Origin of the sequence: Mumia sp. ZJ1417 (assembly GCF_014127285.1) — a bacterium.
GTDB lineage: Bacteria > Actinomycetota > Actinomycetes > Propionibacteriales > Nocardioidaceae > Mumia.
Map to the genome: position 1 here is coordinate 2,637,833 of NZ_CP059901.1, position 15,319 is coordinate 2,653,151.

The following is a 15,319-nucleotide window of genomic DNA, read 5'->3' on the forward strand; positions in this document are numbered from 1 at the left end:
AATCTATGATGTAGACGCACACGCGTCATCTGACTCATAGAGGAGCACCCGCATGGCACGACGTAGCCGATCCGACCGCACCGCCCGGCCGATCGCCCACGTGTCACTCGTCGACCGCGTGACCAGCGAACTCCGCGCGTCGATCCTCACCGGCGAGATCCAGCCCGGTTCATCGGTCTCCATCGTCGAGCTCTGCGAGCTGTACGACGTGAGCCACATCCCCGTACGCGAGGCGCTTCGTCGTCTCGAGAGCGAGGGCGTCGTGAGCCTGCGCCCGGGCCGGTCGGCGCTCGTCGCCGCCCTGAGCACGGAGGACCTCGCCGATATCTACCGCCTGCGGCGCCTCATCGAGGGCGACCTCGCGGCCAAGGCCGCCCGTCAGATGACGGACGAGCTGGTCACCGAGGCCGAGCAGGCGCTCGACGAGTACGTCGCGATCGAGCGCGAGCCGGCCGCCCTCGCAGCGGCGCACCACGCCTTCCACGCCACGTTGCTCTCCGACGTCATGGGCACCGCCGACAAGAACGTCCTCGAGCTGTTGTGGCACTCGGCCGACCGCTACCTGCACCTCCTGATGGAGGATCTCGACCACGCACCCGAGACCAAGGAGCACCGCATCGACGAGCACCGCGAGCTGCTCGAGCTCGCCCGCGCGCGCAAGTCGGCGGCGTTCAAGAAGGCGTGGATCGCCCACCTCGACGGCAGCGAGCGCTCCCTGATGGCCGCGCTCGGCAACCGCGCGGTCGCCGACTCCGCCTGAGCAGCACCACCTAGGGCTTCACGAGCGCGTCGGCGATCGCCCACGGGCGGCCATCGACGACGTCGGTCCCGCGTGAGACGAACCGGTTGGACGCCTGCTCCGGGCTGAGCGCGGCGGCGGTGACGGACCCTTCCGACATGACCGGCTGGGGCCGACTAATGACGCCGTCGAACTGCCAGCTCCCGCTCCAGAGGGTGAAGTCCGACGACAGCGGGACGAGCATCCCGGCCCCGAACGGACCGGGCCTGGAGGCGACGGCAAGGTTGAGGCGGTTCTCCGCCGACCGCTCGAGCAGCAGCAGGTCGAGGTCGTGCGCGGCCGCGGTGGTGAACGGCACGGCGACGACGTCAGCGTCCTGCAGCGAGGCGAGGCGGAACGTCTCTGGGTGCAGAGCGTCATCGCCCACGACGAGGGCGAGGCGGCCCCACGGGAGGTCGATCACCTCCAGCGCCTCGCCGAGGCGGGTCACCCACTCTGCGTGGCGGGCACTTGAGTGGAGCTGCGGCTGGCGGAGGACGACGCCGCGAGCGTCCATGGCGAGGCCGACGTGCTGGTCCCCGTCTCGTACCGTCGTCACGAGCGTCGCGGTGGTGTCGGCGAGCACAGCACGGAGGGCATCGGGATCGAAGCGCGGCGTCACCTCGTCCGTCACGATCCCACCAGGCCAGGCCGCGAGCTCGGGGAGGACGACGAGCTGCGCTCCCCCCTCGACGGCCTCGCGCACGAGGGCGACCACGTCGTCCCCGTCGGCCGGGCAGATCACGGCCGTCAGCAGGGACGCGGAGCCGGCGGGAGCACGGCGTCCGTGCGGCGGCGCGACGATCGGGCCGTACAGATCCGGGCGCCGCACCGCTAGGACGTCGGTGCCGTCCGGGCGCCGCTTGTCGTCGGCCGCCGAGACGTCGATGTCGGCGATCACGACCGCCTCGCCGGCGAGGGGGCCGCGTGCGACGACGGTCCCGTCGGGCGCGACGATCTGGCTCTCCCCCGCGCCGTGGAGACGTTCGACCGGGACTCCGACCGCCTGCGCGACGGTGTTGATGCTGTGCTCGGGGACGAGCGGTCCGACCTTGTTGGCCGCCACCACCCAGACGCGGTTCTCGACCGCGCGTACGGGGACGTGGAGCGAGGCCTCGTCGAGCGCGAACGAGTTGAGGCTGTTGAGCAGCAGCTGCGCGCCACCGACCGCCAGCAGACGAGGCGTCTCGTTGATCACGCCGTCCATGCACGAGTAGAGGCCGAGACGGCCGAGCGGCGTCTCGACGACCGGCGAGGCCTCGGTCGCGGGATCGAGGTGATCACGCTCGCTGCCCATGAGGACCTGCTTGTCGCTCGTCGCCAGGACCTCGCCGTCGGGGCCGATGAGGATGTTGCTCCCCGTCGTGCGGCCGTCCTCGCGGGCGAGCGTGCAGTTCACGAGCAGGTGGATCCGGTGCTTCGCGGCCGTGGCAGCGAGCGTACGGACGAAGTCGCCGTCGAGGGTCTGGGCCATGCGGCGGGCGTGCTCGCGATCGGCGTACCAGGAGACGTGGTTGCCGAACTCCGGCAGAACGACCAGCTGGGCCCCTTGTCCGGCCGCGTCCTCGACGAGGCGGACCGCGGAGGCGAGGTTGGCCGCGACGTCCTCGCTGGCAGCGAGCTGGACGGCGGCGACGCGTACGACAGTCATGGGCGAAACCATATATCCTTCTACGATTCTCCCCTAGAGTTTCTCAGAGACGTTCCCCGACGCTGCTCTGCCCGATGACAGGAGCCGGATGTGAGCAACCAGCCGACCGACGATCGCCCACCTGAGCAGGAGGAGACTGCCTCGGCGGCCACTGCTCTGGGCACGGTACCCCTGACGGCCTTCGTCGGTCGCCCTCCGATGGACGTCGACCTGGCACGCCCGGCGCCGTTCGGCTGGTGGGCGGCCATCGTGATCGCGCTCGTCGCGTTCATCGACCGGATCGAGGTCAACCTGATCGCCGGCGCCCTCCCGGCCATCCAGGAGGAGTTCGGCTTCAGCGACACGTGGGCCGGCGCCATCCCGACCGCTGCGTCGCTCGCCGCGGTCGTCCTGCTCCTGCCGGCCGGTCGGCTCGCCGACAAGGGGCGGCGGACCTGGATCGTCGCGCTCGTGGTGCTCACCTGGGCGCTGTTCTCGGTGGCCAGCGGTCTCGCGACGACGTTCGCGATGTTCTTCGTCATCCGCATCCTTCTCGGCGCTGCCGGACAGCTCTACAACCCCCCGGCGTCGAGCCTCCTCGCCGACTACTTCCCGGGCAGCACCCGCGGCAAGGCGTTCGGACTCGAGCGTGCGGGCTACTACATGGGCCTGCCGGTCGGCGTCGCTCTCGGTGGTGCCGTGGCCGAGGCGCTCGACTGGCGCGCGGTGTTCTTCATCGTGGCGATCCCCGGCGTGCTCGTGGCCGCGCTCGTCCTCACGGTGCGCGAGCCGGTCCGTGGGATCGGCGACCGGATCGACCGCCTCCGGGGCATGGGCGACACCGAGCCCACGACCGAAGGGGCCGCGTCGGCTGCACCGACGTCGATGTTCGCCGAAGCTCGCGCGGTCCTCCAGATCACCTCGCTGCGCGGCATCACCCTCAGCCTGGCGCTGCTCTACCTCGGGCTCGGCGGGCTCTTCTACTGGCTCCCCACGCTGCTGGAGCGGACCGAGGACATGGCGTACGACACGGCGGCAGGCGTCGCGGGCGGTGTCGGCGGTGTCGGCATCGTGATCGGCATCATCCTCGGCAGCCGGATCGGCGACCGCGGCCACGGCGTGAAGGCCGGCTGGCGGATCCGGGTCAGCCTCTGGTTCCTCCTCGTCGGCGCGCTCTCGATCACCGGCGTCGTGGTCCTCCCCGGAGTCGCGCTGCGCATCGGCCTCGTCGCCCTCGCGTGCGTCGGCTTCGCCGGGGCCATCCCGAACCTCACGGCCGCGTCCGCCGACGTCGTTCCCGCCTCGCGCCGAGGGCTCGGGTTCGCCGCCGTGCAGTTCCTGCTGTCGCTCGGTGGCGCGCTCGGACCGTTCCTCATCGGCGTGGTCTCCGACGCGACCGGCTCCATCAACATCGCGTTCCTCGCGCTGGTGCCGCCGCTGTTCGCCAGCGTGCTGATCCTGCGGTGGGCCGCGGTCACGTACGACGACGACGCGCGCAAGGCACTCGCAGGCGGCTGACCCGTCGGCGCGCCAGCGTCCAAACGCCTGCGCGGCATGGACGCTGGCGCACCGATCACAGGGTCCGAGGGGCGTCAGGCCCAGTGGCGTACGACGACCGGGCCGTCGTACGCAGGCGCGGCCTCCCCGGCTGGAACGTGCGCCCAGCGGCGCTCCGCCGTCCAGTAGAGGTCGACGTCCGCCGCGAAGGTGCTGATCTCGGCGCCGTCGAGCACCTCGACCGAGCCCGGGAGGGCACCGCCGGCAGGTCGTACCGCACCCGGCGCCACCGTGTGCACGCCGAGCGTGCCGGCATCGTCGGCCGGCCCCTCAGCCCAGCCGCCGGGCGCACCGCTGAACCACACCAGCGCCCGCGTCTCGACCTGCGTACCGGTCTGCGAACGAGTCGCCCGCGGCTCCACGACGAGCAGCGATCCCGGGCGGCACGTCTCGCCACTCATCGCCAGCGCCCCCTCGAGGACGAGCATCTCCTCGCCCGCGGGCTGGTGTCCCGTCATCGCCCGCTTCCACCCCTCGGGGAAGCGGACGAGGACGGTACGGGAGGTGGCGTCGGCCGACGCGCGGAGCATCACCATCTCCGCCTTCTGCTCGGCGCCGGCGGGGGCGAAGCTCGTCCACTCCAGCGCCTCGTCGTACAGGTCCTTCTCGGTCACAGCCTGCTCGGTCACGGCATGGCTCCTTCTCGGGGGTCGGGGGTCGGTGTCGGGGTACGGAGGTAGGTGACCGCGTCTGCGAGAGGCACGACGTCGGCGTACTTCGCGTCGAGGTCGAAGAGGTTGTGCGCGTGCACCTGCACGTCGCGGTCGCCACAGGCCTCGTCGACGACGATCGGGCGGAACCCGTGCTGCAGCGCGTCGGTCGCGGTCGCACGGACGCACCCGCTGGTCGAGAAGCCGACGACGAGCACCGTGTCGACCCCCCAGAAGCGCAGCGTCGACGCGAGAGACGTGCCGAAGAACGCCGAGGCGTACTGCTTGGTGATCACGACCTCGCCGGGCAGCGGAGCAGGCGATTCGGGGAACTCCGCCCATGGCGAGCCGGGCTCGAACGCGGCGAGCGCGGGGACCTTGCGGCGGAAGTGGCCGCCGTCGACCCCGTCGGTCGTGAGCCGCACCTCGGTGAAGACCACCGGGACGTCGTGCGCCCTCGCGATCTCCACGAGCTGCGCGCTGGCCGCACGGGCGCTCTCGAACCGGCCGCCGGTGTCGCTCAGCGGCGAAGCCGGGTCGAGGTAGGCCGTGACGACGTCGACGACGACGACCGCCGGGCGGGCACCGAAGCCGACGCGCCCGAGGAACCCCGCTGCGGCGTAGTCGTCGCCGCGGTCCATCAGATCACCCCGGCCTCGGCAAGCGCCGTACGCTCGTCCGCGGCGATGCCGAGGAGGTCTCCGTACACCTCGTCGTTGTGCTGGCCGAGCGTCGGCCCCGTCCACCGGACGCTGCCGGGCGTGCCCGACAGCCGCGGGACGACGTTGGGCATCGCGAGGGTGCCGAAGGTCGGGTCGGGCACGCGGACGATCGCCTCACGAGCCGCGTAGTGCGGATCCTCGAGCATGTCGGCGGCGCGGAAGATCCGCCCGGCGGGGACGCCGGAGTCGTGCAGGAGGACGAGGAGCTCCTCGGCGTCGTGCTTCGCCGTCCACGCGGCGATCCGCTGGTCGAGCTCCTCCTGCCGGGCGCCACGAGCGCCGTGCGTCGCGTACTCGGGCAGCTCGGCGAGCTCCGGCTCCCCCATCGCCGCGGCGAGCCGCGTGAAGACGGTGTCCTGGTTGGCCGCGATGAGGATCGTGTGCCCATCGGCGGTCGGATAGACGTTGCTCGGCGCGACGTTCGGCAGGATCGGGCCGGTCCGCTCGCGCTGGTAGCCGGCGACGTCCCACTCGGTGACCAGGCTCTCGGTCATCGCGAGGACGGCCTCGTAGATCGCGCTGTCGACGACCTGCCCCTCCCCCGTCCGTTCGCGGTGAAGCAGGGCGGCAAGCGTGCCGACCGTCGCATGGGTGGCGGCGAGGGAGTCGCCGATCGACAGGCCGGTCCGCGACGGCGGACGGTCCGGCTCACCGGTGATGTAGCGCAGGCCGCCCATGGCCTCGCCGATGGAGCCGTAGCCGGCGCGCTCGGAGTATGGCCCGGTCTGCCCGTACCCGCTGACGCGGACGAGCACGATGCCGGGGTTGCGCTCCTTGAGACGCTCGTAGCCGAGGTTCCAGCGCTCGAGCGTGCCGGGCCGGAAGTTCTCGACGACGACGTCGGCGTGCTCGACGAGGCGGAGGAACAGCTCCTGGCCCTCCGGACGGCGCAGGTCGAGGGTCACCGAGCGCTTGTTGCGCGCCACGATGGGCCACCACAGCGAGTGGCCGTGGGGCTTCTCACGGCCCCACTGCCGCATCGGGTCGCCCACACCGGGGGCCTCGACCTTGACGACGTCGGCGCCGAGGTCTCCCATCAGCTGACCGGCGAAGGGTCCGGCCAGGAGCTGGCCGGCTTCGATGACACGTACCCCGGCGAGGGCGCCAGGAGTCTGCTCGGTAGACATGGATCAGATCGTATATCAGATAGACTCGCCGCTCCCAGCCTTCCCCAGGAGGACGCACTATGACATCCCGCCACGCCGCAGCGATCGAGATCGTGGAGGTCGCTCCGCGCGACGGGCTCCAGAACGAGGCCCGCATCCTCCCGACGCCGGTCAAGGCCGAGCTCGTACGGCGCAGCCTCGACGCCGGCGTACGGCGCATCGAGGTGACAGCCTTCGCCCGGCCCGACCGCGTGCCGCAGATGGCCGATGCCGAGGCGCTCATGGCGCTGGTGCGCGACGACCCACGGCTGAGCGCGATCGGGCTGGTGCTCAACCGGCGCGGGCTCGACCGTGCGATCGCCGCCGGGTGTGACGAGGTCACGGTGGTCGTCGTCGCCTCAGAGGGGCTGGCCGTCCGCAACCAGGGCGTCGGCACGTACGACCAGGTGGCGGCCTGGCACGCCATCGCCCCGGTGGCACGCGGGGCCGGGCTGCGTACGTCGGTGATCCTGGCGGCGGCCTTCGGATGCCCGTTCGACGGGGAGGTTCCGTCGGGGCGAGTGCTCGACGTCGCGAAGGCCGTCCTTGACGACGCGCCCGACGAGCTGGCGGTCGCCGACACGATCGGCGTCGGCGTGCCCGGCCAGGTCGTCGATCTCGTCTCGGGACTTGCCGATCTCGCGCCGGCCCTGCCGCTGCGCGCGCACTTCCACAACACGCGCAACACCGGCTACGCGAACGCGATCGCCGCCGTGCAGTCCGGCGTGAGCGTGCTCGACGCGTCGGCCGGCGGCATCGGCGGCTGCCCGTTCGCCCCTGGCGCGACAGGCAACATCGCGACGGAGGACCTGCTCTACCTGCTGCACCGCAGCGGCTACGAGACGGGCGTCGATCCCGAGCAGGTCGCGCGTACGGGGACGTGGGTCTCGGACCGGCTCGGCCTCGCGCAGGCGCCCGCACAACTCGGTCGGGCCGGGTGGTTCCCCGCGTCCTGACCAGCTCGCCGTCCGCGTCGTGAAAGCAATCTGACGTTTTTGCGATCGCGAAAACGTCAGGTTGCTTTCACCACGGGCACGGGTACGTACGGGGGGCGGAGGCGACGTGCGGCCTAGAAAAGGTCGCGGAGCTCCTTGGGGATCTCGATGTCGCCGTCGGCCTGCGGCTTGCCGCCGAAGCCGAACGCGGACGCACCGTCCGCTGCCGGCTTCGCGACCTCACCCTGCGCCGCGGCCGCCCGCTTGGCAGGGTTGCCGGAGACGCGACGTCCCTTGCCCTTGCCCTTCTTGGCCTGCTGGCGGGCTCCGGCGCGCTTGCCGCCCATGCCGGGCATCCCCGGCATGCCCGGCATCCCGGGGATGCCGCCGCCCTTGGCCATCTGCTGCATCATCTTGCGCGCCTCGAAGAAGCGGTCGACGAGCTGGTTGACGTCGCTGACCTGCGTACCGGAGCCGCGGGAGATGCGGGCGCGGCGCGAGCCGTCGATGACCTTCGGGTTCTGACGCTCGGCCGGGGTCATCGAGTAGATGATCGCCTGGATGCGGTCGATCTCGCGCTCGTCGAAGTTCGCGAGCTGGTCCTTCATCTGAGCGGCGCCAGGCAGCATGCCGAGGATCTTGCTCAGCGAGCCCATCTTGCGGACGGCCTGCATCTGCTGGAGGAAGTCCTCCAGAGTGAAGTCGCCGGTCTTGCCGGCCAGCTTCTCGGCGGTCTTCTGCGCCTGCTCGACGTCGAACGCCTTCTCGGCCTGCTCGATCAGCGTCATCATGTCGCCGAGGTCGAGGATGCGCGAGGCCATCCGGTCGGGGTGGAAGATGTCGAAGTCGGTGAGCTTCTCGCCGTTGGAGGCGAACATCACCGGACGGCCGGTCATCTCCGCGATCGACAAGGCCGCACCACCGCGGGCGTCGCCGTCCAGCTTCGACAGCACGACGCCGGTGAAGTCGACTCCCTGGAGGAAAGCCTCTGCCGTACGGACGGCGTCCTGACCGATCATCGCGTCCACGACGAAGAGGACCTCGTCGGGATCGGTGGCGTCGCGGATATCCGACGCCTGCTTCATCAGCTCTTCGTCGATGCCGAGGCGACCGGCGGTGTCGATGACGACGACGTCGTGGAGCGTCTTGCGCGCCTCGTCAAGCGCGCCCTTCGCGACCTGGACGGGATCACCGACGCCGTTGCCCGGCTGCGGGGCATAGACGTCGACGCCGGCGCGCTCACCCACGACCTGGAGCTGGTTGACCGCGTTGGGCCGCTGGAGGTCGGCCGCGACGAGCATCGGCGAGTGGCCCTGGCTCTTGAGGAACAGGCCGAGCTTGCCGGCGAGCGTCGTCTTGCCCGCGCCCTGGAGGCCCGCGAGCATGATGACGGTCGGCGGGTTCTTGGCCAGGCGCAGGCGACGCGTCTCACCGCCGAGGATCTTGACGAGCTCGTCGTTGACGATCTTGATGACCTGCTGGGCCGGGTTGAGGGCCTGGCTGACCTCTTCGCCGCGGGCACGCTCCTTGACCCGGGCGACGAACTCCTTGACCACGGGCAGGGCAACGTCGGCCTCGAGCAGCGCAACGCGGATCTCCCGGGCGGTGGCATCGATGTCGGCCTCGGACAGCTTGCCCTTGCCGCGCAGGTTGCGGAAGGTGGTCTGGAGGCGGTTCTGGAGTGTGTCGAACAAGACAGCCGTTCCTCAGGTGTCGTGACGGGTCCCGCGGGTCGCGGCACGTGCGTTCAAGCCTAGCCGCTCGCCTGTAGCCCGGACCCCGCAGGCGTCTTTCGTACGACCTCGTCAGAGCGGGAGCGCACGGATCCGCTCGGCCAGCTCGGCCGCTTCGGGCTCGCGCAGGGCGGAGCCGCCCGGCGCCACGACGTAGAACACGTCGCGCGCCTGCGGACCGAACGTCGACAGGTGCGCCGACCGGATCGCATGCCCGGCCTCGGCGATCGCACGGGCGACCGCCCACACGAGACCCCGGCGGTCCTGCGCGCGTACCTCCAGCACGGTCGCCGAGGTCGAGGAGCCCGCGTGGACGACCACCTGGGGCGGGATCGCCGCCGAGGCCTCCCCCAGCCCGATCCGCTGCTCGAGGGACAGTTCGCCCGCCAGCACCTGACGGACCCGTCGGGTCAGCCGCGCCGGATCGACGGCGGCGTCGGTGACCTCCCAGATGCTGGTGGTCAGCCCATCCCGCTCGACCAGGCGCGCCGACCGGATCTGCTGTCCCGCCACGCTGAGCGCGCCCGCGAGGTCGGCCAGGAGCCCGATCCGGTCGCCGGCGGTGATCTGGACGAGCGAGCCGTCGTGGTGCGGGCGCACCTCCACGGTGAACGGCTCGCCGCGTGGCGCGTCCGGCAGGGGCACGGCCGCCGGCCAGCCCTCGTACGAGGGGTCCGCGAGCGCACCCGAACCGCCGAGCACCGTACGGGCCTTGGCGACCAGGCCACGGATCAGGCCGGCGCGCCAGGCCGACCACGCGGCGGGGCTGGTCGCGCGTGCGTCGGACTCGGTGAGTGCCGCCAGCAGGTCGAGGTGCGCGACATCGCCCACCCGCTGGGCCACGTTGGCGGCGGTGTCGGGGTCTTCGATGTCTCGGCGGGTGGCGAGGGTCGGCAGCAGGAGGTGCTGGCGTACGAGCGCACCGATAGTCGCAGCGTCGGCGGGCTCGAACCCCCACCGCAGGACGATCCGCTCGGCGATCGGCGCGCCGACCTCGCTGTGGTCGCCCTCGCGGCCCTTGCCGATGTCGTGCAGCAGCGCAGCGGTGCAGAGCAGGTCGGGACGTGCGACATCGCGTATGAGCTCGCTGGCGACGACACAGGCCTCCACCGAGTGTCGGTCGATGGTGAAGCGGTGCACCGGTGAGGACGAGCCCCGCAGGCGGATCGGCGCCCACTCGGGGAGCCACCGGTCGACGAGACCCGCGAGGTCGATCTCGTCCCAGACCTGCACCAGCCCACGCCCGGCCGTCAGGGTCTCGACCAGGAGGCGATGCGCCTCTGGCGACCACGGCTCGGGCGGAGGCGGCACGCTCGCCAGCCGTCTGGCCGACGCCGCCGACAACGCCACGCCGCGGCGCGCCGACTCGGCGACCGCACGCAGCGCGACCAACGGGTCCTCGGCAGGATCAGGCGCGCCGGTCAGCACGATCTCGCCGCCGGCGAGCGCGACGCCCGGGGCGATCGGGTCGAGGCGGGGCCCGGGAGCGGATCTCGTACGCGGGCCGTCGGCGAAGACGGCGTCGAGACGGCGCCACGTGGTGGTCGTGAGGTGCGCGGTACGACGGCCGAGGTCACGGACGTGCAGGTCGAGCTGGTCGGGCGCGTACCCCATGGCCGCAGCGACCTCGGGGACCAGCTCGGGGGTCAGCCGGTCCGTCGGGCGTCCTGCAACCTCGTGCAGCACGTCGCGGACGTCGAGCATCGCCGCGCGCAGCGCCTCCAGCTCGCGGTGCGGGACGTCCACGAGCCAGCTCGCGACCAGCGCCCGCATCGTCGTCCCGTCGCGCAGCCCCCCGCCGGACTCTTTGAGGTCCATGATCGCCGACTGCGCGAGCCAGCCGACGCGCGCGACGCGCTCGTGGGTGGCGCGCTGCAGCTCGGGCAATCGCGTCCTGGCCGTACGTCGCCAGGCGGCGAGGACCTCCGACCGCAGGGCGACGACTGCGGCGGAGTCGCCGGCGACGGCGCGGGCATCGAGCATGCCGAGCGCCGCGCGGTAGTCGACGGCGGCCGTGCTCAGCATCTCCTCGGTGCTGCGGACCGCGTGGTCGAGGGCCACGCCGTCGTCCCAGAGGGGATACCAGACCTGCTCGGCCACCTGGGCGACTCGCGCCGCAGGGACGTCCGTACGGTGCACGAGCACCACGTCGACGTCGGAGAACGGGGACATCTCGCCGCGTCCGTACCCGCCCACCGCGACGAGCGCAAGGCCGCGCCGGCCTGCCTCGGGCAGGTCGGACACGGCCTTGGTGAAGCAGTCGCGCAGGCGCCGGTCCAGGTCATCAGCCCGGGACCGGCGCCGTGCGCTGAGCTCCTCGGTCAGAGCGCCGCCTCGTCCTTCTCGCCGGTGCGGACCCGGACCACGGACTCGACGGGGACGACCCAGACCTTGCCATCACCGATCTTGCCGGTCGCGGCGGCCTTGACGACCACGTCGACGACGTCCTTGACGTCCTCGTCCTCGGTCACGATCTCGACCCGGATCTTGGGGACCAGCGAGACGTCGTACTCGGCGCCGCGGTAGACCTCGGTGTGGCCCTTCTGGCGGCCGTAGCCGCTGGCCTCGGTGACGGTCATGCCGGTGATGCCGAAAGTCTCGAGGGCCTCGCGGACCTCTTCCCACTTGTGCGGCTTGATCACCGCGGTGACGAGCTTCATGCCTTGGCTCCTTCAGGGGTGTGGGTCAGCGTAGCGGCGACCGACGGGCGGGCCACACCGGAGGCGGGCGCGAGGTCGTAGGCCGACTCGCCGTGCTCGGAGAGGTCGATGCCCTCCACCTCGTCCTCCTCGGCGACGCGCCAGCCCATGACCGCCTTGATGGCCAGGCCGATGATCAGGGTGAAGACCCCCGACCAGACCATCGCGAAGAGCGCGATCGAGACCTGGACCACGAACAGCTTGATGCCGTCGCCATAGAACAGCCCGCCGTTGACGGCGAGGAGGCCGATGCCCAGAGTGCCGATGAGACCACCGACAAGGTGGACACCGACGACGTCGAGCGAGTCGTCGTAGCCGAACGTGAACTTCAGGCCGACCGCCAGGGCGCAGGCCGCGCCAGCGACGAGGCCGAGGATGATCGCGCCGATCGGGCTGAGCGCGCCGCACGCAGGGGTGATCGCGACGAGACCGGCGACGATGCCCGAAGCGGCACCCAGCGAGGTGGCCTTGCCGTCGCGGATCTTCTCGACGACGAGCCAGCCGATGATCGCGGCAGAGGCAGCAACGGCGGTGTTGATCCAGACCAGCCCGACCTCGCCGGTGAACGCGGTGGCATAGGCGATCGAGTTCTCGATGAAGCCCTCGGCACCGCTGGAGATCGGCTCCGTGCCGGTGGCGTCGACGTACGAGCCGACGTTGAACCCGAACCAGCCGAACCACAGGAGGCCAGCGCCGAGCATCGTCAGGGGGAGGTTGCCCGGACGGGTCGGCTCCTTGCCGAAGCCCTTGCGCTTGCCGATCAGCAGGACGAGGATCAGCGCGGCGATACCGGCGTTGATGTGGACGACCGTACCGCCGGCATAGTCGATCGGAGCGACCGTCGCGGCCTCGTCGGCGCCCGAGCCGGTCGTCCCGAAGATCATCGCGGCGAGGCCGTCGGCGCTGCCGGAGAGGAATCCGCCGCCCCAGACCATGTGCGCCAGCGGGAAGTAGGCGAGCGTGACCCACAGCGGCAGGAAGACCAGCCACGAGGAGAACTTCACACGCTCGGCCAGCGCGCCGCTGATCAGCGCCGCGGTCAGCACCGCGAACGTCAGCTGGAAGGCGACGCTGATGTAGCCGATGCCCTCGACGCCGTCGAGCCCGAACAGCTCGAACGGGTTGGCGAAGAAGCCGCCGACGTCCTCCGAGCCGTACGACATCGACCAGCCCCACAGGACGTAGACGACGCCGACGACGCCCAGAGCGCTAAACGACATCATCATCATGTTGAGGACTGACTTGGTCCGCGTCATTCCGCCGTAGAAGAGCGCCAGGGCCGGCGTCATCATGAGAACGAGCGACGCGGAGGTCAGGATCCAGGCTGCGTGGCCGGTGTCCATGGAACCTCCAGGGTGAGAACTTGCGACAGTGCCGGCGCTCGAACGGCTGTGTCCGGGGACGGCTTCGTTGACGATCAGGTTCGCTGCGGTTCGTTTCGGGTTGAGCGACTGTCTGTTTCGCTCAAGTGACACTTCCCCCGGTTGTGTTACGTCGGCGTTTCCGAGTTGCCGACGCGCGCCGCCCGTGCGTTCTCGCTCCGAACCTCGGTCGGGTAAGGATGGGGGCATGCCGTTCACCTCCGTACGCCGTCTCGCCTCCGGTGCCGTCGTCGCGATGGTCGCCGCGGGCACCCTCGCCGCCTGCAGCGGTCCCTCCGCCGACCCCGAGGCCGAGCGCCTCGCCGAGGGGCTCTCCGCACTCGACCTCGCCAAGGTCCCGATCGACGATCCGCAGGCCTCAGAGGCGCTCGCGACCATCACCCGCGGCATGGACGAGCTCAAGCCGACCGTCTCGGTGGAGAGCGTCGAGGAGGACGACGACCGCGCGACCGTCACGCTGTCGTACCGCTGGACGCTCGGCCCCGAGGCGACCTGGTCGTACGAGACCGAGGCGGCGATGACCCGCAAGGACGACTCCTGGACGGTCGCGTGGGACCCCACGCTGGTGGCGCCGGACCTCGCCGACGGACAGCGGCTGCGCATCCGTACCGTCATGCCCGAGCGCGGCGACATCATGGGAGGCGAGGGCACGGCGCTGGTCACGGAACGTTCCGTCCTGCGCGTCGGTCTCGACAAGGCAGCCGTCGAGCCCGCCCGCCACGACAGCTCGGCCCGGGCGATCGCGCGGCTCGTCGAGATCGACCCCGCCGCATTCGCGAAGAGGGTGTCCCAGTCCGGTCCGAAGGCCTTCGTCGAAGCGCTCGTCGTCCGTACGGAGCAGGCGCCGCCGCTCGGCGCCGTCGAGGCGATCCAGGGCGGCGCGGTGATCACCGACACGCTGCCGCTGGCGCCGTCGCGGACGTTCGCCGCCGGGGTTCTCGGGTCGGTCGGCGAGGCCACGAAGGAGCTGGTCGACGAGAGCGAGGGTCGGCTTCGCTCCGGGGACGTGACGGGCCTGTCGGGCCTCCAGCGCCGGTACGACGAGACGCTGCGAGGGCGCAACGGCTACGTCGTGGACGTCGTCAGCGACTCCGCCGAGGACCCCGCGAACCCGTCCCCGGAGATGAAGGACACACCAGTCTTCGAGCAGGAGCCGGTCCCCGGCAAGCCGCTGCGTACGACGCTCGACCTCCGGATGCAGGAGCTCGGCGAACGCGTCCTCGCCGGCACGAAGCCGCCCAGCGCGCTCGTCGCGATCCGCCCGTCCGACGGTGCGGTGCTCGCTGCGGCGACCGGGCCTGGCGCCGACGGGCAGGCGATCGCGACGACCGGACAGTACGCGCCGGGGTCGACGTTCAAGATCGTGACCGCGCTGGCTGCGCTGCGTGCGGGCGTGACGCCGCAGACGACGACACCATGCCCTGCGACGACGGTCGTGGACGGCAAGTCGTTCAAGAACTACGACGACTACCCGGCGAGCGCGCTGGGGCGGGTCCCGTTCGCCGAGGCGTTCGCGCAGTCGTGCAACACCGCGATGATCGGGCTGCGCGGCAAGGTCGCCCAGTCCGATCTCGCCTCGGCGGCAGCGTCGCTGGGGATGGGGGTTGACCAGGATCTCGGGTTCCCCTCGTACTTCGGATCGGTGCCTTCGCAAGCTCCCGAGACCGAGCATGCGGCGTCGATGATCGGTCAGGGCAAGGTGCTCGCGTCGCCGTTCACGATGGCGACCGTGTCCGCGTCCGTCGCGGCGGGCCGTACGGTCGTCCCGGTGCTTCTTCCGGAGGTCACGCCGCCGAAGGCCGACTCCACGCTGACGGCCGCCGAGGGGCGCGCGCTGCAGGCGCTGATGCGGCGCGTGGTCACGAACGGCAGCGGGCGCGGGCTCGCGAGCCTCGGGGGCGAGGTCGGCGCCAAGACGGGCACGGCCGAGTACGGCTCGCCGGTGAAGACCCACACGTGGATGGTCGGGACGGACGGCGACCTCGCGGTGGCGGTGTTCGTGGAGACCGGCGAGTCCGGCTCGCAGACCGCGGGCCCGCTCCTCAAGCGCTTCCTCGCCGGCACCCCCTGACCGCGGGTCAGTCTCTG

Annotated in this window: 12 protein-coding genes; 4 read left to right on the top strand and 8 right to left on the bottom strand. The window is 71.3% G+C overall.

What is annotated here, in order from left to right:
* The first annotated feature begins 52 nt into the window (after positions 1-52).
* The gene (locus H4N58_RS12865; protein WP_167003655.1) at positions 53-760 is read left to right on the top strand and encodes a GntR family transcriptional regulator; all 708 of its coding nucleotides are present in this window, start codon (positions 53-55) and stop codon (positions 758-760) included.
* Positions 761-770: 10 nt separating this feature from the next.
* On the opposite strand, the gene H4N58_RS12870 is transcribed toward H4N58_RS12865, so the two are convergent.
* A complete protein-coding gene (locus H4N58_RS12870) occupies positions 771-2,429 on the bottom strand; it encodes a carbon-nitrogen hydrolase family protein (protein WP_167003657.1) in 1,659 nt (552 codons plus the stop codon).
* A 90-nt stretch (positions 2,430-2,519) separates the two neighbouring features.
* Between H4N58_RS12870 and H4N58_RS12875 the strand changes: the two genes are divergently transcribed.
* Positions 2,520-3,926 (top strand): MFS transporter, encoded by a 1,407-nt coding sequence (locus tag H4N58_RS12875; RefSeq protein WP_167003659.1) that lies wholly within the window; start codon positions 2,520-2,522, stop codon positions 3,924-3,926.
* Between the two features lie 74 nt (positions 3,927-4,000).
* Here H4N58_RS12875 and H4N58_RS12880 read toward each other — a convergent pair whose 3' ends face one another.
* The 3 genes from H4N58_RS12880 to H4N58_RS12890 are packed head-to-tail and all read right to left on the bottom strand — an operon-like array spanning position 4,001 to position 6,464.
* Entirely contained in the window at positions 4,001-4,594 is a 594-nt protein-coding gene (locus H4N58_RS12880) for a hypothetical protein (protein WP_167250391.1), read from the bottom strand.
* Positions 4,591-5,256, bottom strand: coding sequence for an isochorismatase family protein (locus H4N58_RS12885; protein ID WP_167250389.1), 666 nt, complete (start codon positions 5,254-5,256; stop codon positions 4,591-4,593). Before H4N58_RS12885 ends, H4N58_RS12880 begins: the two co-directional genes overlap by 4 nt.
* Complete coding sequence (locus H4N58_RS12890) at positions 5,256-6,464, bottom strand: CaiB/BaiF CoA-transferase family protein (protein ID WP_167003665.1); 1,209 nt, start codon at positions 6,462-6,464, stop codon at positions 5,256-5,258. Before H4N58_RS12890 ends, H4N58_RS12885 begins: the two co-directional genes overlap by 1 nt.
* 59 nt (positions 6,465-6,523) lie before the next feature.
* On the opposite strand from H4N58_RS12890, the gene H4N58_RS12895 reads away from it, so the two are divergent.
* Positions 6,524-7,438: a hydroxymethylglutaryl-CoA lyase gene (locus H4N58_RS12895; RefSeq protein WP_167250387.1), complete on the top strand. Its 915-nt coding sequence runs from the start codon at positions 6,524-6,526 to the stop codon at positions 7,436-7,438.
* A gap of 113 nt (positions 7,439-7,551) precedes the next feature.
* Here the strand turns inward: H4N58_RS12895 and ffh are convergent, their stop codons facing one another.
* The 4 genes from ffh to H4N58_RS12915 all read right to left on the bottom strand — a co-directional run bounded on the left by ffh (position 7,552) and on the right by H4N58_RS12915 (position 13,192).
* On the bottom strand, positions 7,552-9,111 hold the full coding sequence (gene ffh / locus H4N58_RS12900) for a signal recognition particle protein (RefSeq protein WP_167250385.1): 1,560 nt from the start codon (positions 9,109-9,111) through the stop codon (positions 7,552-7,554).
* A 111-nt stretch (positions 9,112-9,222) separates the two neighbouring features.
* Positions 9,223-11,538 (bottom strand): [protein-PII] uridylyltransferase, encoded by a 2,316-nt coding sequence (locus H4N58_RS12905; RefSeq protein WP_167250766.1) that lies wholly within the window; start codon positions 11,536-11,538, stop codon positions 9,223-9,225.
* Positions 11,472-11,810 (bottom strand): P-II family nitrogen regulator, encoded by a 339-nt coding sequence (locus H4N58_RS12910; protein ID WP_149770640.1) that lies wholly within the window; start codon positions 11,808-11,810, stop codon positions 11,472-11,474. Before H4N58_RS12910 ends, H4N58_RS12905 begins: the two co-directional genes overlap by 67 nt.
* The gene (locus H4N58_RS12915; protein WP_167003670.1) at positions 11,807-13,192 is read right to left on the bottom strand and encodes an ammonium transporter; all 1,386 of its coding nucleotides are present in this window, start codon (positions 13,190-13,192) and stop codon (positions 11,807-11,809) included. The genes H4N58_RS12910 and H4N58_RS12915 overlap by 4 nt, the downstream gene beginning before the upstream one ends.
* Positions 13,193-13,418: 226 nt before the next feature.
* Between H4N58_RS12915 and H4N58_RS12920 the strand changes: the two genes are divergently transcribed.
* Positions 13,419-15,302, top strand: coding sequence for a penicillin-binding transpeptidase domain-containing protein (locus H4N58_RS12920; RefSeq protein WP_167250383.1), 1,884 nt, complete (start codon positions 13,419-13,421; stop codon positions 15,300-15,302).
* The last annotated feature ends 17 nt before the right edge of the window (positions 15,303-15,319 follow it).

Excerpts from the sequence above, each read along its gene's own strand:
- H4N58_RS12920 (WP_167250383.1), top strand. The coding sequence starts at position 13,419 with ATGCCGTTCACCTCCGTACGCCGTCTCGCCTCCGGTGCCGTCGTCGCG.
- H4N58_RS12865 (WP_167003655.1), top strand. The coding sequence starts at position 53 with ATGGCACGACGTAGCCGATCCGACCGCACCGCCCGGCCGATCGCCCAC.
- H4N58_RS12895 (WP_167250387.1), top strand. The coding sequence starts at position 6,524 with ATGACATCCCGCCACGCCGCAGCGATCGAGATCGTGGAGGTCGCTCCG.
- H4N58_RS12870 (WP_167003657.1), bottom strand. The coding sequence starts at position 2,429 with ATGACTGTCGTACGCGTCGCCGCCGTCCAGCTCGCTGCCAGCGAGGAC.
- H4N58_RS12885 (WP_167250389.1), bottom strand. The coding sequence starts at position 5,256 with ATGGACCGCGGCGACGACTACGCCGCAGCGGGGTTCCTCGGGCGCGTC.
- H4N58_RS12915 (WP_167003670.1), bottom strand. The coding sequence starts at position 13,192 with ATGGACACCGGCCACGCAGCCTGGATCCTGACCTCCGCGTCGCTCGTT.
- H4N58_RS12890 (WP_167003665.1), bottom strand. The coding sequence starts at position 6,464 with ATGTCTACCGAGCAGACTCCTGGCGCCCTCGCCGGGGTACGTGTCATC.
- H4N58_RS12910 (WP_149770640.1), bottom strand. The coding sequence starts at position 11,810 with ATGAAGCTCGTCACCGCGGTGATCAAGCCGCACAAGTGGGAAGAGGTC.